At 46.3% G+C, this 20,044-nt stretch carries 18 protein-coding genes, 2 tRNA genes and 1 other annotated feature (1 of these 21 cut by a window edge); of the genes, 17 read left to right on the top strand and 3 right to left on the bottom strand.

All coding sequences use genetic code 11. The features are described from left to right. Positions 1–130 (top strand) — a binding site (T-box leader) (it extends 81 nt beyond the left edge of the window). Positions 131–235: 105 nt separating this feature from the next. From proS to FLB61_RS09200, 17 genes are all read left to right on the top strand, one after another. Further along, on the top strand, positions 236–1,678 hold the full coding sequence (gene proS / locus FLB61_RS09280) for a proline--tRNA ligase (protein ID WP_087212893.1): 1,443 nt from the start codon (positions 236–238) through the stop codon (positions 1,676–1,678). A 1-nt stretch (position 1,679) separates the two neighbouring features. Then, on the top strand, positions 1,680–3,047 hold the full coding sequence (locus tag FLB61_RS09275) for a CCA tRNA nucleotidyltransferase (protein WP_087202896.1): 1,368 nt from the start codon (positions 1,680–1,682) through the stop codon (positions 3,045–3,047). Between the two features lie 83 nt (positions 3,048–3,130). After that, positions 3,131–4,135, top strand: a complete 1,005-nt coding sequence (locus FLB61_RS09270; RefSeq protein WP_087212895.1) for a CotS family spore coat protein — start codon at positions 3,131–3,133, stop codon at positions 4,133–4,135. Between the two features lie 38 nt (positions 4,136–4,173). After that, positions 4,174–5,907, top strand: coding sequence for a phospho-sugar mutase (locus tag FLB61_RS09265; protein ID WP_221919957.1), 1,734 nt, complete (start codon positions 4,174–4,176; stop codon positions 5,905–5,907). A 188-nt stretch (positions 5,908–6,095) separates the two neighbouring features. Further along, positions 6,096–6,371 (top strand): HU family DNA-binding protein, encoded by a 276-nt coding sequence (locus tag FLB61_RS09260; RefSeq protein WP_087202893.1) that lies wholly within the window; start codon positions 6,096–6,098, stop codon positions 6,369–6,371. Between the two features lie 114 nt (positions 6,372–6,485). Then, positions 6,486–6,725 (top strand): RNA-binding S4 domain-containing protein, encoded by a 240-nt coding sequence (locus FLB61_RS09255; RefSeq protein WP_087202892.1) that lies wholly within the window; start codon positions 6,486–6,488, stop codon positions 6,723–6,725. Between the two features lie 123 nt (positions 6,726–6,848). After that, the gene (yabP, locus tag FLB61_RS09250; RefSeq protein WP_087202912.1) at positions 6,849–7,133 is read left to right on the top strand and encodes a sporulation protein YabP; all 285 of its coding nucleotides are present in this window, start codon (positions 6,849–6,851) and stop codon (positions 7,131–7,133) included. Between the two features lie 14 nt (positions 7,134–7,147). Next, complete coding sequence (gene yabQ / locus FLB61_RS09245) at positions 7,148–7,483, top strand: spore cortex biosynthesis protein YabQ (RefSeq protein ID WP_087202891.1); 336 nt, start codon at positions 7,148–7,150, stop codon at positions 7,481–7,483. Positions 7,484–7,551: 68 nt separating this feature from the next. After that, entirely contained in the window at positions 7,552–7,878 is a 327-nt protein-coding gene (locus tag FLB61_RS09240; protein WP_087202890.1) for a septum formation initiator family protein, read from the top strand. A gap of 149 nt (positions 7,879–8,027) precedes the next feature. Beyond that, on the top strand, positions 8,028–9,422 hold the full coding sequence (locus FLB61_RS09235) for a SpoIIE family protein phosphatase (protein WP_087202889.1): 1,395 nt from the start codon (positions 8,028–8,030) through the stop codon (positions 9,420–9,422). A 107-nt stretch (positions 9,423–9,529) separates the two neighbouring features. Beyond that, a complete protein-coding gene (gene tilS, locus FLB61_RS09230) occupies positions 9,530–10,897 on the top strand; it encodes a tRNA lysidine(34) synthetase TilS (RefSeq protein WP_221919956.1) in 1,368 nt (455 codons plus the stop codon). 1 nt (position 10,898) lies between these two features. After that, positions 10,899–11,426 (top strand): hypoxanthine phosphoribosyltransferase, encoded by a 528-nt coding sequence (gene hpt / locus FLB61_RS09225; RefSeq protein ID WP_087202887.1) that lies wholly within the window; start codon positions 10,899–10,901, stop codon positions 11,424–11,426. 20 nt (positions 11,427–11,446) lie between these two features. Beyond that, positions 11,447–13,306, top strand: coding sequence for an ATP-dependent zinc metalloprotease FtsH (gene ftsH / locus FLB61_RS09220; protein WP_087202886.1), 1,860 nt, complete (start codon positions 11,447–11,449; stop codon positions 13,304–13,306). Between the two features lie 28 nt (positions 13,307–13,334). Beyond that, on the top strand, positions 13,335–15,383 hold the full coding sequence (locus FLB61_RS09215) for a glycoside hydrolase family 13 protein (protein ID WP_221919955.1): 2,049 nt from the start codon (positions 13,335–13,337) through the stop codon (positions 15,381–15,383). 98 nt (positions 15,384–15,481) lie between these two features. Continuing rightward, positions 15,482–17,194: an LCP family protein gene (locus FLB61_RS09210; protein WP_221919954.1), complete on the top strand. Its 1,713-nt coding sequence runs from the start codon at positions 15,482–15,484 to the stop codon at positions 17,192–17,194. A 103-nt stretch (positions 17,195–17,297) separates the two neighbouring features. Next, positions 17,298–17,379: transfer RNA gene (locus tag FLB61_RS09205), tRNA-Tyr, on the top strand. A 3-nt stretch (positions 17,380–17,382) separates the two neighbouring features. Next, positions 17,383–17,469: transfer RNA gene (locus FLB61_RS09200), tRNA-Leu, on the top strand. Positions 17,470–17,667: 198 nt separating this feature from the next. On the opposite strand, the gene FLB61_RS09195 is transcribed toward FLB61_RS09200, so the two are convergent. The 3 genes from FLB61_RS09195 to FLB61_RS09185 are packed head-to-tail and all read right to left on the bottom strand — an operon-like array spanning position 17,668 to position 19,912. Next, positions 17,668–18,300 carry a DUF4230 domain-containing protein gene (locus FLB61_RS09195; protein WP_221919953.1) on the bottom strand — a complete coding sequence of 211 codons (633 nt, stop codon included), beginning with the start codon at positions 18,298–18,300 and terminating at the stop codon, positions 17,668–17,670. A gap of 50 nt (positions 18,301–18,350) precedes the next feature. Next, a complete protein-coding gene (locus tag FLB61_RS09190) occupies positions 18,351–18,989 on the bottom strand; it encodes a hypothetical protein (RefSeq protein ID WP_221919952.1) in 639 nt (212 codons plus the stop codon). 17 nt (positions 18,990–19,006) lie between these two features. Beyond that, entirely contained in the window at positions 19,007–19,912 is a 906-nt protein-coding gene (locus tag FLB61_RS09185; protein ID WP_087202882.1) for a nucleotidyltransferase family protein, read from the bottom strand. Positions 19,913–20,044: the final 132 nt, after the last annotated feature.

The following is a 20,044-nucleotide window of genomic DNA, read 5'->3' as shown; positions in this document are numbered from 1 at the left end:
GTCGAACCGGCCTTGGAGCTTCTGCATGAAAATGCAGCGTGTTATCAGCGTTAATGATGAATGAAGAGAACTGCCGGGTCAGATCCGGCCAGTTAATCAGGGTGGTACCGCCGGTTATCCGGTCCCTAGTGGGACGGATGGCCGGTGTTTTTTGTTGGCAGGAACATTCTTCGGATTCGCCCCGAGAGCAGATAGATCCCCGAAGAAGGGGAATTTGAGAAAGGAGATAAAGGATATGGCCAATGACAAGAAATTTGTAAAAGCGATCACTTCCAGAGAAGAAGATTTTGCGCAGTGGTATACAGATGTAGTACGGGAGGCAGAGCTTTGCGACTACTCAAGTGTGAAAGGGTGTTTGAATTATCTTCCGAACGGATATGCCATCTGGGAAAATATCCGGGCAGACCTGGATAAAAGATTTAAAGAGACAGGCGTGGAGAATGTGTATCTTCCAATGCTGATTCCGGAAAATCTGCTCCAGAAAGAGGCAGATCATGTGGAAGGATTTGCGCCGGAAGTTGCATGGGTTACACATGGAGGAATGGAAAGGCTGCAGGAGAGATTTTGTATCCGTCCGACATCCGAGACATTATTCTGTGAACTTTGGAGCCGCACGGTACAGTCTTATCGTGATCTTCCGAAAGTGTGGAATCAGTGGAATTCCGTTCTGAGATGGGAAAAGACGACTCGCCCGTTCCTTCGCTCCAGAGAATTCCTGTGGCAGGAAGGACATACGATTCATGCGACATACGAAGAAGCTGAGGAGAGAACGCTCCTGATGTGGAGAGTATACCGTGATTTCATAAGTGAATCACTGGCAATTCCGTATGTAGCTGGAAGAAAGACAGAAAGCGAGAAGTTTGCAGGGGCGCAGGATACGTACACAGTAGAGGCCCTGATGCACGACGGAAAAGCGCTTCAGTCAGCTACGAGCCATTTCTTCGGAAAAGCATTCCCGGACGCATTCGATATCAAATACCTGGATAAAGACAATGAATTAAAAAGCGTATACGAAACTTCCTGGGGACTGTCCACAAGAATTATCGGAGCCATCATCATGGTTCACGGAGATGACAGCGGGCTTGTGCTTCCGCCAAGAATTGCACCAAAACAGGTGCGCGTCATTCCGGTAGCCCAGCATAAGGAAGGCGTGCTTGAGAAAGCAGAAGAACTTTTGGCAGCAGTGCAGGCAGCAGGAATCCGTGCCGACATCGATGATTCAGAGAAGAGCCCGGGATGGAAATTCAGCGAACAGGAGATGCTGGGAATTCCAGCTCGTATCGAGATCGGACCAAAAGACATCGAAAAAAAACAGGTTGTCGTCGTGAGAAGAGATACAAGAGAGAAGATCGTTTTCTCTATGGAAGAAGTAGCAGAAAAACTCGGAGACTTGCTTGAAACGATCCAGAAAGACATGTATGACAGAGCTAAGGCCTTCCTGGATTCACACATCGACGAGGCAGTGACGATGGATGAGATGAAGGAAAAGTTTAAAGAAAATCGCGGATTCATCAAGGCAATGTGGTGCGGAGATGAAAAATGTGAAGACGAGATCAAAACGGAGACGGGTGGAGCCGGATCCAGATGTCTCATCGAAGATGAGGACGCGATCTCAGATACTTGCATCTATTGTGGAAAGAAAGCGAAATATAAAGTTTTCTGGGGAAAATCATACTAAAATGGGCAACATCGAAAAAGCGGTCAGAATAGAAATACCGCAAAGAGTAAATGAGATCATCACTACGCTTCAAAGCCGCGGCTTTGAAGCGTATGTTGTAGGCGGATGTGTGAGGGATTCGATATTGGGACGAAAGCCGGAAGACTGGGATATTACGACGTCAGCAAAGCCGGATCAGATCAAGGAGCTTTTTGAAAGAACGGTCGACACCGGAATTGAGCATGGGACGGTAACTGTCATGCGTGGGAAGGAAGGATTTGAAGTCACAACTTACCGGATCGATGGAGACTATGAAGATGGAAGACATCCGAAAGAAGTGCTGTTTACAGGAAACCTTCATGAGGATCTTCTGAGAAGAGACTTTACGATCAATGCCATGGCCTACAATGACAAAGAAGGGCTGCAGGATATTTTCGGCGGTATGGAAGATTTGGAAAACGGTGTTATCCGTTGTGTCGGGAATGCCAGGGAACGGTTTTCGGAGGATGCGCTCAGGATATTGAGAGCAGTCCGGTTTTCGGCCCAGCTTGGATTTGACATTCATGAAGATACAAAAGATGCTATTCGAAAGCTTGCAGGGACACTTCGGAAGATCAGTGCCGAGAGGATACAGACAGAGCTTGTCAAACTTCTTGTTTCCCCACATCCGGAGCTCCTCCTTTTGGCATATGAGCTTGGGATAACGAACGTCATTCTGCCGGAATTTGACCGGATGATGGAAACCACTCAGGAGACGCCGCATCATATGTACAATGTGGGCGTCCATACGATCGAGGCGCTTAAGGCGATTCGGGCAGACAAAGTCCTCCGTCTTACAATGCTTTTCCATGACATGGGAAAACCAGAGTACAAGACTATGGATCAGGACGGTACGGCGCATTTTAAAAAGCATGCGATCGGAAGTGAGCGGATAGTAAAAGACGTCATGAGGCGCCTGAAATTTGACAATGATACGACAAGGAAGGTATCAAAACTCGTGCTTTACCACGACTGCCGGATGCCGGCCGAAGGGAAGCCGGTCAGACGGGCTATGAAAGAGATTGGACAAGAATTATTCCCAGCTTATCTCGAAGTTCGTATGGCGGATACTTTGGCGCAGAGTACGTACCACAGAGAAGAAAAGATTGCCAATATAAAAGGGGTGGAGAGTGTATATAAAGAGATTTTGAGAAGAGGAGAATGCGTCTCGCTCAAAGAGCTCCACGTTAACGGGAAGGATCTCATATCTGCAGGTATTATGCCGGGTAAGGAGATGGGCGAGATTTTGAATGCACTTCTTGCGGAAGTAGTGGATGATCCGGGAAAAAATGAAAGAGAATACCTTATTTCCAGGGCTTTGGAGATGGAAAAAAGAGGAGGTCAAGGCTAGGCTTTGGCCTTCTTTCGTGTTCTATTTGCCGTCTGGGATTCATAGATTAGAGAGAATATTGAATCAGAAGACAGGGGGCAGTTATGGGGGATTATGATTTGACAGTACTGGATCAGTATCCGATAGAAGTAAAAGAGGTCCGAAAGGTCAGAGGTGCCATGCTCTGTGAGACCGAAGAAGGACCTCTGCTGCTTTGCGAGGCGTCTCTGTCACAGGCGAGAGTCCTGGTTCTTGAAAAAATCCACAGCGCGATGAAAGAACAGGGGCAGATGGAGACAGACGAGCTGATCATGAATAAAGACGGAAGCTATATTTCTGTGACGGAAGATGGGACAAAATATTATCTGAAAAAATGGTTTCGCGGCAAAGAATGTGATGTGCGCAAGACAGGAGAGCTTCTGGAGGCGGCGAAAAATCTGGCAAAACTCCACCGGATTTTGAGATTTCCGGAAGTTTCCAGCGGATTCCCGGCGTCAGATTTGGCAGAAGAGTTTGGAAAGCACAACAGGGAACTCAAAAAAGTGCGCACCTTTATCCGGAAGAAGACGGTAAAAGGGGAGTTTGAGACAAAGTTTCTGGAATGTTTTCAGCTCATGTACGATGTGGCGGTCAGCGCGGAGCAGGGGCTGTTGGAGTCCGGGTATGAAAAGATACGACGGGAAGCGAAGGAGCAGGGATGCCTCATACATGGCGAGTACAATTACCATAATCTTATCGTAATGGCGGGAGGAGAGATACGCGTAGTCAACTTTGAACATTTTTGCACGGATATTCAGGCGGCGGATCTTTACTATTTTCTCAGAAAAGTTATGGAAAAGCATCAGTGGAACAGCAAGCTCGGTGCAGAGATCATGAGGGCTTACACTGCGGTCAATCCGCTCTCAGAGGAGGAGAAGAAATACCTGGCGCTGCGCCTGTCTTACCCGGAGAAATTTTGGAAGTGTGCAAACACTTACTACAATTCAAACAAAGCATGGATTTCCACGAAAAGTGTAGAAAAACTGCGGGTTTCCATTGAACAGACTGAGATGAAGAAACGTTTTTTGGAGCAGATATTTTCTTTTCATTTAGGAAAGAGTAGTGTATAATATTGCACATAGATAAGACCAATCAGGAGGTACAAAAAATGGGATATCGTGAAAAATATGAGGAATGGTTAGGCGGTACATACTTTGATGCTGATACAAAGGCAGAGCTTCAGAGTATCGCATCGGATGAAAAGGAAATCGAAGATCGATTCTACAAAGATCTGGAATTTGGTACTGCGGGGCTTAGAGGCGTCATTGGCGCAGGAATAAACCGTATGAATATTTATACGGTACGAAGAGCCACACAGGGGCTTGCCAACTATATCACAAAAAAAGATGCGAAAGAAAAAGGTGTTGCTATCGCGTATGACTCCAGAAGGATGTCCCCGGAATTTGCTGATGAAGCGGCTCTTTGTCTTGCCGCAAACGGTATCAAGGCGTACGTGTTTGAAAGTCTCCGCCCAACTCCGGAACTCTCATTTGCAGTGAGAAAACTGGGATGTATCGCAGGGATAAACATTACAGCCAGCCACAATCCGCCGGAATACAACGGCTACAAAGTGTACTGGGAAGACGGCGCACAGATCACACCTCCGCACGACAAAGGAATTATGGATGAAGTGAAGGCGGTTACTGATTTTGCCGATGTGAAGACGATGGCAAAAGACGACGCTGCCAGGGAAGGATTTTATGAAGTGATCGGCGCAGCTATCGATGATGCATATATGGAAGAACTGAAAAAACAGGTCATTCATCAGGATTCCATCGATGCAGTGGGAAAAGAGCTGAAAATCGTCTATTCCCCGCTTCACGGAACCGGAAATATCCCGGCCAGAAGAGTGCTTAAGGAACTGGGATTTGAAAACGTCTATGTTGTGAAAGAACAGGAACTGCCGGACGGAGAATTTCCGACGGTATCTTACCCGAACCCGGAAGCGGAAGAGGCTTTTACACTTGGACTGAAACTTGCAAAAGAAGTGGACGCAGACCTTGTTCTTGCCACGGACCCGGATGCGGACCGTCTTGGGGTATACGTCAAAGATACAAAATCAGGGGAATACAAAGTCTTGACAGGAAATATGTCCGGATGCCTCCTCGCTGAGTATGAGATCAGTCAGAGAAAGGCAGTTAGAGGACTTCCGGAAGACGGATATCTCATCAAGACGATCGTGACGACAAACATGGCAGATGCCATTGCGAAATCATATGGCCTTGGACTCATCGAGGTACTGACAGGATTTAAGTACATTGGGCAGCAGATCCTTGGATTTGAGACGAGCGGAAAAGGGCAGTATGTGTTCGGATTTGAAGAAAGCTATGGATGTCTGATCGGCACACATGCCAGGGACAAAGATGCGATCGTTGCAACGATGGCTCTCTGCGAGGCGGCGGCTTATTATAAAACACAGGGCAAGACACTCTGGGATGCGATGATCGATATGTATGAAAAATATGGATACTACAAAGATGCGATCCAGTCTGTCACAATGAAAGGTATTGAAGGACTGGAAAAGATCAAATCTATTCTGGAGACATTGAGGAATAATCCGCCTGTAAAAGTGGGAGAATACAAAGTGCTCAAGGCGCGCGATTACGACGCAGACACCATTAAAGACCTGGAGACAGGCGAAGTTTCTCCGACAGGCCTTCCGAAATCAAACGTACTCTACTATGATCTCAGTGATGATGCATGGCTGTGTGTAAGACCATCCGGAACCGAGCCAAAGGTTAAGTTCTATTACGGAGTAAAAGGCACTTCTCTGGAAGATGCAGACAGCAAATCTGAGGCTATGGGAAAAGAAGTTTTGGCAATGATCGACAATATGATGTAAGGCTGTGAAAAATTCCGGAAATGCGCGGCAGAAAAGGGCGATGAGAAGAGAATTTGCTTGACAAATACAGGAGAAACCGTTATAACTTTAAATAAAGGCAAAATGGCGAAAAACCGTTGTTTTTGCCGGGTAGAATTGGCTAGTAAGACACAGATTCTATAACGGAAAAATTTAGGAGGAATTAACCCATGAACAAAACAGAATTAATCACAGCAGTTGCAGAAAAGGCAGAAATTTCTAAAAAAGATTCTGAAAAAGCATTGAAAGCATTCATCGACGTTGTGACAGAAGAACTGAAAAAAGGAGAAAAAGTTCAGTTAGTAGGATTTGGAACATTCGAAGTAAGCGAAAGAGCTGCAAGAGAAGGAAGAAACCCGCAGACTGGAAAAACAATGAAGATCGAAGCTTGCAAAGCACCGAAATTTAAAGCGGGCAAAGCGTTAAAGGATGCTATCAACGCATAGGAAATTCCATTTGTGAACATTTGACAGAGGGCTTCGGCCCTCTGTTTTTAGCATACACGGCTGACGGTATAGCTGCACTCCGGAGAACGTGTACGAAAAAGGGGGACATATAACATGAGACTGGACAAATTTTTAAAAGTATCCCGGCTGATCAAGAGGCGAACGGTAGCGAATGAAGCGTGCGATGCGGGCCGTGTGCTTGTGAACGGCAAGACGGCGAAGGCGTCCGTAAAGATAAAGAAAGGAGATATCATTGAAATCCAGTTCGGGACAAAGGCGGTAAAAGTGGAAGTGATGGATATCCAGGATACGACAAAGAAAGAAGAGGCAAAAGATCTCTTCCGTTATATCTGATACGTAAAGGAATAAAAGGCGGAAGCTCGTCATAGTATATCACAGATACATCAGAAAACAGACAGGCCGATGCGGAAGTGAGGATGAGAAATGATGATGATGAGCAGCAGTATGATAAACGGTATAGAGGATGCCCAGATCAAGCGGCAGCACAAACTGGTGGTAAACAACCGGAAGACAAGCCTGGTCACGGGTGTGCTGGATGTACTTTCCTTTGATCTCAATGAGATTCTCCTGGAGACAGAGCAGGGGATGATGATGGTCAAGGGGACAGATTTGCATGTCAACAGACTGAGCCTGGAAAAAGGCGAAGTGGATCTGTCGGGGAATATCGACACAATCGCGTATTCGGATATGAAGCCGGCGGCGAAACAGGGCGGGAAGCTTCTGGCGCGCCTGTTTCATTAAAAGGGGCCCGGCGGATGAGCGGGCTTGGGATAGAGACGGCGGCATTTCTGAAAGCGTTTTTCAGCGGCATGACAGTATACGGGATCTATGTATGTATCCGGATTTTCAGAAAGATCGTACCCCACAACGGAGTGGTGGTTTCCATCGAGGATTTTATTTATTGGTTATTTACGGGATTTTACCTGTTCCTGAAAATTTTTGATGCCAGTCAGGGTACTATACGATGGTACTTTGTGGCAGGTACGGCCATGGGTGTACTGTTTCTTTCCGCTGTTTTGTCAAAGACGGGGAAAATGTGTAGAAAAATTCACAGGAAAAGACAGGGAAAAGGCGGAAAAGGTGTTGATTAATCTGCATAAAAAGGATAGTATATAATGTATAACCCGAAACACAGAGGATTTTTGGTCAGGTGAAAGAGATGGCAGCCAGAAGAAAAAAGAGACAGAAAAACTTAAGACAGCCTCGTATCACGAGATATCGAAGCAGTATGATTTTTATTTCCTGTATTCTTCTTGTACTTGCAGGAGCCACAGCCGTTCATGGTGTTTCTCTTCGTTCCCAGATGAAGGAACAAAGTGCCCAGATATCAAAACTCGAAAAGGAAAAGAAGACAGAACAGGAAAAAGCAAAAGAAATCGAGAAATATAAAGAATACGTTGGAACAGATGAATATGTTGAGGACACGGCAAGAGATAAACTTGGCATGGCAAAAGAAAATGAGATTCTTTTTAAGCCGGAAGAATAATTCGATCGTGTATTACAGAAGACAGCTTTGGGAAATCGGTGTATTTCCCAAAGCTTTTTTGTATCAAACAGGACATTGTCTTGTTGCGCTGAGGCGGGGAGTCCGCTTTGGTCATAAATTAAGATAACAAGATCATGAAGGGGCAGAAGATGGGAGAAAAGAATTATGTTTTAAATCCATATGTGGAACAGATGGAGAAATTCGGCAGATCACTGGAGCACCTTTCCAACACGTTTTTCCGTATGGAAGGACAAAGAGGAACGTTTACGCAACATGAGATCGAGGAGATGTTTTCGAGAGTTTCCGATGCAGTCTGTGCAAACTGTGAGAACCGGAAATGGTGCCTTGGAGAAAACCGTGTGCGTACATATCAAATGGTCTACGAGATTTTGAAAGCAGCTGACGAATACGGGACGGAACTGAATATGGACATCAAAAAAAGGCTGCAGAAATACTGCGTCATGGCGCCGCGGTTTCTGAGGGAGACGATGGAGACATTTCAGGATGCGAAGCAGGCGATGTTCTGGAACAATCGAATCGTGCAGAACAGAGAAGGGTGCGCCATTGAGCTTGACACTTTTGCCAGGATGATCCGTCATACGACAAGAGAGCTGGATGCGAGTATCTTTTCGGATGAACGGCTGGAGAAGAAGATCCGAGGGAAATTGAAAAGCGAAGGGGTGCGTCTTCTGAGCATCGTATTTTTGATGACCCCAAAGGGACGTTATGAGATTCATCTTACCGGGAAAGCATCCAAGGGACGCTTTATGACGACAAAAGAGCTTGCCTATATTCTCTCTGTTTGTACCGGGAGAAATATGGAGCCGGCAAGAGATGAAAGGACGTCTCTTGGCACGGAATATGCCACTGTCGTATTTCTGGAACGGCTCAGATTCTATACACTCCAGGGAGTGGCAAAAATTGGAAAAGGCTGTGCTAACATATCCGGGGATAGTTTCTCTATGATGGAACTTCCGGCAGGACGACAGGCGGTTGCCTTGTCGGACGGGATGGGTTCCGGGGAGGAAGCGTTTCGGGAGAGCGCCATGGTTGTGGAAATGCTGGAAGAGCTTCTGGAAGCGGGATTCCCGGTGGAGACGGCCATCCGGATGATGAATACTGCGCTTGTGATGGGGAGGGAGGAAATCCGCTTTTCTACACTGGATATCAGTATTTTTGACTTGTATGACGGTACGGTGGAACTTATCAAAGCCGGAGCTTCCACAACATTTATACGGCACGGGACGGAAATGGAACGAATCTGTTCTACAAATCTGCCTCTTGGTGTTTTGCAGGAATTGGAGCTGCAAAGTGTAAAGCGAAAAGTCGCAAGCGGAGATCTTGTCATCATGATCACGGATGGGGTTCTGGACGCTCTTCCTGTAGGAGAGCAGGAGTTTTTGCTGGATACGATCATCCGGGGAACGAACCTGAATAATCCGAGGGAAATGGCACACCATATACTGGAGCAGGTTTTGGAGTGGAGCGGCGAGGAGCCGCTGGACGATATGACGGTACTCGTGGTGGGAATATGGAGAATATAGCTTGCTTTTTGCGGCGTTCTTATATAAGATGATAGCATGGAATGCGCAGGGGATCCGCACGTGCTGCGGGCGGACAGCAAATGTGAGATGAAGAAGTGGATGAAAAGATGCAGACAGAAGAAAAAAGATGGGACATTTTAAAGAAAAAAACAGAACGATATGAAAGACGGTGGAATATGGCAGAAGATGGAAGCCATATTATTGCAGGTATATCCGGAGGAGCTGATTCGGTATGCCTGCTTTTTGTACTTTTAGAATGGAAAAGAACGCGGAATATCCATATCACGGCCGTACATGTCAACCATATGCTGCGGGGAGAAGAGGCCCTTCGAGACGAAAGGTTTGTAGAAGAGCTGTGCAAAAAGCACGGGGTGCCTTGCCGGGTGTTCCGGATCGATGTGGCGGAGGAAGCAAGAATGCGGAAGTGTTCAGAAGAAGAAGCGGGACGTGATATTCGGAGGGCATGTATGGAGCAAGTTCTCAGGGAAAGCCATGGGGACCGCATCGCTTTTGCCCACCACCAGGACGACAATGCGGAGACAGTGATCATGAATCTGATCAGAGGTACGGGTGTAAAAGGAATGCGGGGGATACGGCCGTGTTCTGGCATATATATCCGTCCGCTTCTCGGTCTGAGACGAAGAGAAATCGAAGATGCACTTGAGGAGATGGGGCAGGACTGGTGTGACGACGCGACAAATCATCAGGACATCTACACAAGAAACCGGATTCGGAACCGTGTTATGAGAGAGCTTGAGGATATCAACCCGAAAGCTGTCGGACATATCGCGCAGCTGTCGGATAAAATATCGGAATTATGGGAATATATGGAAGCGGAAACGGCAAAATATAAAAAGAGATGTTTTGTGGAGGATGAGGATGGATGGATCCTGAAGAAGGAGGAGTTTCTCGATGTGCCGGATCCGTTTCGCAAGGAGATAGCCAAGAGTATTTTGGCGCAGATATGTGGAAAAGAGAAGGATATTTCGGCGGTACATGTAGAAAATTTGCTGGGGCTCATGGAAAAACAGCCCGGAAAAGAGGTGGATTTTCCATGTGATACGTGCGCAGAAAAGACATATGAGGGAATCCGCTTTCGGAAAGGGGAGAGAAAAAAAGAAGACAATTCAGGACTTTTCATACGGATAAGAGTATTTCCAAGAGAAAACGGGGAGAAAAACTGGCCGGATACCCCCTACACGAAATGGTTTGATTATGATATAATAAAAAGTAGACCTGTTTTGCGAAACCGCAGACCAGGGGACTATATTTTGATAGACAGACAGGGAAACCGTCAGAAAATCAAGAAATTTTTCATCAATGAAAAAATACCGAAAGAGAAACGGGAAAGCATCCCGCTGGTGGCAGACGGGGATGAGATCATGTGGATCGTCGGATACAGGCAAAGTAAAGCCTATCAGATTACAGACAAGACAACGACGATCATGGAAATAGAAATCTACGGAGGAGAATAGCATGGCAGAAACAATCAGAGTGTTGGTACCGGAAAAAGAGGTAGACAAAAGGATCGAAGAACTGGGAAAGAAAATAAGTGAAGACTACGCTGGAAAGCAGGTGCATTTGATTTGTGTGCTCAAAGGCGGCGTATTTTTTATGTGTGAGCTGGCAAAGAGGATCACAGTGCCGGTTTCCATGGACTTCATGAGTGTCAGCAGCTACGGAGCAGGAACAGAGTCAAGCGGGATCGTAAAGATCGTAAAAGATCTGGATGAACCGCTGGAAGGAAAAGATGTGCTTATTGTGGAGGATATTATCGACTCCGGACGTACATTGTTCCACCTGATGAAGATATTGAAAGAGAGAGGACCAAAGAGTATGCATATCTGCACACTTCTGGATAAGCCGGAACGGCGTGTGGAAGACGTAAAAGTAGATTACGTGGGATTTAATATCCCAGATGAATTTGTGGTAGGCTATGGGCTTGACTATGCTCAGAAATACCGGAACCTTCCGTTCATAGGTGTTGTGGAAGGCGTAGAATAAGGAAAGGAGAACAAAGAAGGTTGGACAATAAGAAAGGCAAGGGGCTAGGCGGCATGTCGATCATTCTCATGATCGTTGCGGTGCTTCTCATCTTTTGGGTTACGAACCAGTCTCAGGAGAGAAACAGATCGTACACGCTGGATCAGTATCGAGAGGCGGTGGAGAGCCAGCAGGTAGAAAGTGCAGTTATCTATCAGGATAAAGCGGTCCCGACAGGACAGATCGAACTTCATCTCGCAGACGAGAATGAGGTTCGCTATGTAAATATTTCGAATGTCTCGGAAGAGGAAGAATATCTTCGGGAAGCCGGAGTAGAGTGTGAGTTGGCGGCAGTTCCAAAGGAGAGCGTTTTTATGTCGACGATCTTCCCAACGTTGATCATGGTAGTGGCAGTGCTTGCAGTTTTTGCTTTTATGAGACGGCAGAGCGGCATGAACGACGGTGGAGCCGGAGCGAAAGCGATGAATTTTGGGAAAAGCCGCGCAAGGATGATGACAGACAAAGACAAGAAAGTGACATTCCAGGATGTGGCAGGGCTGAAAGAAGAAAAGGAAGAGCTGGAAGAAATCGTAGATTTCCTGAAAGAGCCAGGAAAATACATCCAGGTCGGCGCCAGAATACCGAAGGGCGTTCTTCTGGAAGGGCCTCCGGGGACAGGAAAGACTCTGCTTGCAAAAGCGGTGGCAGGAGAAGCGGGCGTTCCATTCTTTACAATCTCCGGTTCAGATTTTGTGGAAATGTTTGTGGGTGTCGGGGCATCCCGTGTGAGGGACCTTTTTGAAGATGCCAAGAAAAATGCACCGTGCATTATTTTTATTGATGAGATTGATGCAGTGGCAAGAAGAAGAGGGACCGGAATGGGAGGCGGACATGATGAGAGAGAACAGACGCTGAACCAGCTTCTCGTTGAGATGGATGGCTTTGGAGTCAATGAGGGAATCATTGTGATGGCAGCTACGAACCGAGTGGATATTCTTGATCCGGCAATTTTGAGACCGGGCCGTTTTGACCGGAAGGTCGTGGTCGGAAGACCAGACGTGCAGGGCAGGTTTGAGATCCTTTCCGTCCATGCGAGGACGAAACCTCTGGGGGAAGATGTGGATCTGAGACAGATCGCGCAGACGACAGCCGGCTTTACGGGTGCGGATCTTGAAAACCTTTTGAACGAAAGCGCTATTCTTGCCGCAAAACAGGCCCGTATGTATATTGTGCAGGAAGATATCAGAAGAGCTTTTGTGAAGGTAGGTATCGGATCGGAGAAAAAGAGCCGTGTGATCTCTGAAAAGGACAGAAAGATTACGGCCTATCACGAGGCAGGGCATGCGATCCTGTTCCATTTGCTCCCGGATGTGGGGCCGGTGTATACGGTCTCTATTATCCCGACAGGAGCCGGAGCAGCCGGGTATACCATGCCGCTTCCGGAAAAAGATGAGATGTTTAATACAAGAGGGGAAATGCTTCAGGACATTACAGTTTCGCTTGGAGGCCGTATTGCAGAAGAGATTATTTTTGATGATATCACGACAGGGGCTTCACAGGATATCAAACAGGCGACAAGCCTTGCCAAGGCTATGGTAACAAAGTTTGGTATGTCCAGGGAAGTGGGGCTTATCAACTACGACAGCGACAGCGAGGAAGTGTTTATCGGCAGAGATCTGGCACATACACGTGGATACGGAGAAGAAGTGGCAGGAAAGATCGACAGGGAAGTGAAGAGGATCATCGACGAATGTTATGATAAAGCAAAAGCAATGATTACAGAACATATCGACGTTTTACACAAGTGTGCTGAACTGCTTTTGGAAAAAGAAAAAATTTCCAGAGAAGAATTTGAAAGTTTATTCGAGCAGAATACTCAGGAAGAATCGACGAAGCAGTAAGACAGTTCATTGAGAAGGGAGTAGGAACATGAATAAACAGGCATTATTTAGTGACGGTACAGATCAGTATGTGTATCCTCCGGAACCAGCAGAGAATCAGGAGGTAACGCTCCGATTTCGGACGGCGAGAGACGACGTGAAAGAGGTAAAACTGGTCACGGATGAGGCCTGTTTTTCCATGGCCAAAAAATATACGACCGAAGTCTTTGACTACTATGAATATGTCATCCGTCTGGAAAACGAACCTTTCCGCTACCATTTCTGTATCCAAGGTTTGGATGGGACAGTATGCTTTTTCAACCGATATGGGGCGGTGGAAGAGCCTATCCAGATGTATGATTTTATGATCGTGCCGGATTTCGCGACGCCTAACTGGGCAAAAGGCGCAGTTATGTATCAGATTTATGTCGACCGCTTCTGCAATGGGGATCCGTCCAACGACGTGGAGACGGGAGAATATGCATATCTTGGGGCGAGATCCGAGAAGATCACGGACTGGAACCAAAAGCCGGCAAAGACTATGGCTATACGGGAATTTTACGGAGGGGACCTACAGGGAGTGCTGGATAAGCTTGACTACCTGGAAGATCTCGGAGTGGAAGTCATCTATTTCAATCCGCTTTTCGTTTCCCCGTCCAATCACAAATATGATACGCAGGATTACGACTACATCGATCCGCATTTCGGCAAGATTGTTGAAGACGGAGGAGAAATCCTTCCGGAGGGCTGTATGGACAACAGCAAGGCCACAAAGTACCAGATACGGTCTGCGGGAAAAGCAAATCTGGAAGCCAGCAATGCATTCTTTGTCCATGTAGTGGAGGAGATTCACAAGAGGGGAATGAAAGTCATTCTGGACGGCGTGTTCAACCATTGCGGATCGTTTAACAAATGGATGGATCGGGAACGGATCTACGAGCAGGAAGGGAACTATGAACCAGGCGCGTACATGTCATCAGACAGCCCATACCGAAGTTTTTTCCATTTCCATGATGAAAAGAAGGAGGCATGGCCTTGCAACGGAAGCTATGAAGGGTGGTGGGGACACGACACACTGCCAAAACTGAATTATGAGGACTCCGTGAAACTGGAAAATTACATCCTCACAGTGGCGCGCAAATGGGTGTCTCCTCCGTACAATATAGACGGATGGCGGCTGGACGTGGCAGCAGACCTTGGATATTCCAATGAATACAATCACCTGTTCTGGACGAAGTTCCGGGCAGCAGTAAAATCTGCCAACCCAAGAGCGATTATTCTGGCAGAACATTACGGTGATCCGAAAGACTGGCTTATGGGAGACGAGTGGGATACAGTTATGAACTACGATGCATTCATGGAGCCGGTTACATGGTTTCTTACGGGGATGGAAAAGCACAGTGATTCTTCCAGACCAGACCTCTGTGATAATGCGGATTATTTTGTGAATGCCATCAGACATCATATGTCTGCAATGATGACGCCATCCCTCCAGACAGCCATGAACGAGCTGTCCAATCATGACCATTCCAGATTTCTCACGAGAACCAATCATATGACTGGAAGGGTGGAGCATCTTGGCCATGAGGCTGCTGAGGCATATGTCAATCCTGCAATCATGCGTGAAGCCGTGCTCATGCAGATGACCTGGGTAGGTGCGCCGACGATCTATTACGGAGATGAGGTGGGTGTCTGCGGCTTTACAGACCCGGATAACCGGAGGACGTACCCATGGGGGCAGGAAGACAAAGAGATGCTTGGATTTCACAAGGCAGTCATCGCTATTCACAAAAAATATTTGGCGTTCCGAACGGGATCGCTCAAGCTTCTGATGTGGGAAGAAGGCATTCTGGCATATGCCAGATTTCATGTAAAACATCAGTTTGTCATCATCGTAAATAACCGGAGTGAACATGCCACAGTGCATGTGCCGGTATGGCCTGCCGAAATTCCGATGAAAGGGATTATGAGAAGGCTTCTCTACACATACGACAAAGGGTATACGACGGAGTACGAAGAGTATATCATTGAAAACGGGGAAATCGTACTTAACATGGGAAAACATTCGGCAATTATACTAAAAAAGAGGGAATATTAGTATAAAACTTGACAAAATGCTGCTCATGTAGTAAAAGTTATAAAATAGAAATAGTGTGTGGATAAGCACATAAGGCTTACGAAAGGATAAAAAGGATTATGGCCCAGAGAGAGAATGGGAACAACCGGCGGGAGGAATACCGGCGAATTCGTTCCCAACAATCGAAAGCAAGAGGAGGCGGCCGGAGACAGTCCGACCCGGACTATAATTTGGAAGAACGCCAGAAATATCGTAAGAAATCATTCAAAAAAGCCGAAGATATGCAGGACACGGAAGGGAATATCCGACAGACCCGTCCCAAAGCAGACAGGGCAAAGGCGGGACGGAGAAAAGAACGAAAGGCAGAAAGAGCAGGGATTGCGAGAGGAATGGTATTTTTTGCCATCCAGATGCTGGCCTCTTTTGCATTGATGGGAGTACTGTGCTGGCTGGATATTCTGATCATGAAATATTTGCTCATCATAGCAGGAGTGCTTCTCCTGCTTCTTGGAATTACCCTGGTCTCCCAGCTGGCAGTTCGAGGAAAAGCGAAGATCATCGGAAAGGTATTTAGTCTCCTTGTGAGTGTGACGCTGATCATTGGAAGTTTTTACCTATACAAAACGGGAGGCGCTCTTCTTCATATGACACGTGGGACTACAGAAATCCACAAGATGGTAGTAGTCGTCCGGGAAAATGATAAGGCGCAGGAACTTAGTGATGTCAGCGATTACACTTTCGGTGTGGAATATGCGAGAAATGTTTCCAATACCGAACGGACTATCGAGAATGTAAATAAAGAGCTGAAAAAGCATATCGCTACAAAGAAGTATGACGAGATGGGAACGCTGGCAAAAGCACTCATAGATGAAGAAATCGATGTCATCATCTATGATTCCAACTACAATGATGTGATGAATCAGGCAGTTGAAGGATTTACAGAGAAAACCCGCATTTTATACAGATATAACATCGAAGAGAATACGCAGGATACGACGTTGAATGTGCCGGTGCAGTCAGAGCCGTTTTCTGTATATTTGAGCGGGATCGACACATATGGGGATGTGGCGACGCAGAGCCGAAGCGACGTTAATATTATCGCCACAGTCAATCCGAAGAGCAGGCAGATTTTGCTTGTGACGACACCGAGAGACTATTACGTACCGATCCCTGGAATTTCAGGCGGGATGCCGGATAAGCTGACACATGCCGGACAGTATGGAGTGGATGTCTCCATTGATACATTGGAAGAGCTGTATCAGGTTGAAATACCGTTTTACGCAAGGCTGAATTTTACATCCTTTGTCAATATCATCGATATCCTTGGAGGAGTGGATGTCAATTCGGAGCTGGCATTTACGACAGGAACCGATGCGGGAGCTATTGTGGAGATCAAGCAGGGGATCAACCATCTGGATGGAAAAGAGGCTCTGGCTTTCGCAAGGGAAAGACATGCCCTGGATGACGGGGACAATCAGAGAGGGAAGAATCAGGAAGCGCTGATCACAGCTATCATCCAGAAAATGATAGCTCCGTCCATGATTGTGAAGGCGACAGATATTCTGGCGGAAATGTCTGACAGCGTAGAGACGAATATGTCCATGAAGCAGATCCGTGCACTGATCAAACAGCAGCTTCAGAACGGTTCGGACTGGCAGATCTATTCGGTGGCGGCAGACGGTATGCCGGATCGAAGGGAATGTTATTCCATCGCAGGAACCCCTTATGTCACGGTTCCAAATGAAGAGACAGTCGCTCAGATAGGGGGATTGATCAATCGGGTTGAAGCAGGGGAAATCCTGGAAGGATCTGTGAAGGCAGAAGGGAAATAGAGCAAAAGAAAAACGCAGGGAAATTTTTCCTTGCGTTTCTTTTTTGAGTATGGTATAAATATATAGGGTTAGGACAATGTTATAAGTGTTGTCCTAGACATATGGATGGATTCCCGAGTGGCCAAAGGGGGCAGACTGTAAATCTGTTAGCAACGCTTTCGGTGGTTCGAATCCACCTCCATCCATACGCCGCAGTGGCGGAACTGGCAGACGCACAGGACTTAAAATCCTGCGGGACTTATCCTCCCGTACCGGTTCGATTCCGGTCTGCGGCATATGATAAGGGGCAAGAAATGCAAAAATGATGGGAAGCCTGATTTACTCAAGGCCTCCCATCATTTTTGTATGTAATACTTCAGGAAAATTTTACGCGGTAAGGAATAAAATAAAGTAGAAGATTGCGATCGCTCCTGCGATGATGGCAATCGTTAACAATAATTTTTTCTTAAAATTTTTCATATGCAGCCTCTTTTCTATTTATCTGTAAAAATTATCTCGTATTTATCCAAATCATATTCATTTCCGAAAAAACCGGTCAGTATTGTTTCGGCGTTGCTGCGTGCATTTTCCAGCAAACCATTTTCAATGGCATCTTTCTCGGCTGTTTCCTTTAATTTGGCCAATGCCTCATTGTTCTCTTCTAAAGCAATCTGGTTATAAATGCTTTCTTGTTCGTGGTATACTTTGAAGGAATCCAGGTCTATCTCGTTGCTCAAAATTTTTGCTTCGGGCAGTTTCACTTCTATAGTTTTATCGTTTTTGCTCCATTCTATCTCTTCAAAGTCAAATCCTGCCTTGACTACGACATCGTAACTATAGATATACTTGCTTTGCGTAAAAGGGATTTTTGCGCCAAACAATTCTCTTGAAGAATCGGTAACGTTTACTTGTGTGCAGTAGGCGGATTGGGTGGCCAGCTCGCCGATATCCTCAAAGCCTATTTTGGTCGTCTGGCTGTCGGAAAAAATAGTCTTTCTAAGACCGATTATCCCGGCAACGATTATCAGCACGATTAGAATTCCTGTCAATATTCTGCGGGTAAGGTGTTTTTTGACAAAACGAAAAACAGGATGTTCCTTTTTCGTGTGCAGATTTTGTTCTTTCATGATAGGGTCTCCTTTGTTGATTGCAAATGTCTGATTGTGCCTGAAAAACGCTATGATTTTACAGGGAAAAGCTGTCCGGTCTGGAATCCCATGAGGATAAGTTCCAGGATTTTAGGGGAATATTCGCGGTATTTCAAAAAGTAGTACAGCGTGTCCAGAAAATCCAGGAAGACCTGTTTGCTTTCATCCTCCAGCACAGCGCCTCTTTGCCTGCGTGTGAGGAAGGAGGCAACTCTGGAAAAGGCAAACTTTTCGTTGATGAATGCCCAGAATTCTTCGTCTCCATCCGAGGAGAGAACCTGCAGTGGTTTGCGTCTCATGAGCCAGTAAGTATCGTAGGAAATTTCCTTGATGTCGCTGATTTGACGGATCCTGTGGAATCCCTGGATCCGGGAAATATCGGTAAAATAGTCCATGACAGCGTGCATCAGTATCGTCTCATCGATGCGCACGGAACCGGCAGCATCCAGACTGCTTAAAAAAGTGTCGGCTTCTTTGTAGATAACAGCGTATTTGTTTTTGATCCCCTGTTCGGTAAATTCTGCCACTACGTCCTCGTATTGCGTGTAGACAGCGGAATTGTCATTCAGAAGATGTTTCCGTATTTTCCCATCCAGAACGCGCTGCATCATATCGTCTGCAGAAGCCAGGATGTATTCCGGTATCCCCGGTGTCGGTATTGGATTCATGGATATTCCTCCTATGCTTATTTTTTGATGACGCTTAAAATGGCGTCGTCGATGGTATGGATCGAATGCAGATCCGGTTTGCGCTCCTGCCGGATGAAGGTGCTGTAGTCGGCCCATGGATTGACCGTCGTCTGTTTGGGGCGGAAATTCTCGCTGGAGACATCGCACAGACGCTTGAAAAAGGAGGCCATCTCATCGCCCATGCCGGAGAGCCGGTTCAAAAGCTCGGAAAATTCTGTCAGCATCGGGTCACTGACTTTGTATGGATAGAGGATATGATGATCGATCTCGCCCCAGCCTTCCTCAAAAAGTGTACGCAGCTGCACTTCCATATAGATTCCTTTGTATTTTAAAATATAATGAACGGAGCGATAGTGTTTGCGATCGAATATATTGTCAGCCGGTATCCATTCAGAATAAATCTCACTGAAATCTCCGAGACGCATATGGACCTTTGGCGGCTCGGCCATGTAGAGGTCTTTGTCTGGATGGAAATCCGCAATACAGTCCCGGATATAAAGGTCCGGATTGTTTTCAAAATGCCGGATCAGATATTTGTGAAATACAACCCAGTCTTCTCGGTACAGGATCAGGCCGCGAAATCCGATGGTGTCGGTTACAAACTTCATGTAATTGTCTTTTGTGAGCGTGCGGTATTTGGGGTAGTTCTCGCACCGTTTGCGAATGATTTTTTCAACAAGATGCCAAGGGCTTTTGATACGGGTGCGGTAAGAATGCAGACCCGTACGGTGGTCCTTGTTTTTGATGTATTCCTGTAGAAATTCATCCCGGATAAGCCTGAGATGGGGGAGGCGATAAGCGTAATCCCGCGCGATATAGCAAAGCTCTTCCCACGTAAAACCAGCCTCCTCAAATTCTTCTTCACTGATGGAAAACCGTTCCAGAAAATCCTTTTTTAACATTGTCTTTTACTTCCTTGATCAAAAGTTCGAGTGTCTTTTACATCATAGCATTTTTGGCAAGGACAATCAACGTCCTCTTAAATTAACAGAAGCATAAGAACGTATTAAGAAAAAAGATAGAAATTTTATGAT

Origin of the sequence: Sellimonas caecigallum, from assembly GCF_019754295.1 — a bacterium.
Taxonomy (GTDB): Bacteria; Bacillota; Clostridia; order Lachnospirales; family Lachnospiraceae; genus Sellimonas; species Sellimonas caecigallum.
The sequence above is the reverse complement of the archived record's forward strand: the minus strand, read 5'-3'. Positions and strand labels throughout refer to the sequence as shown.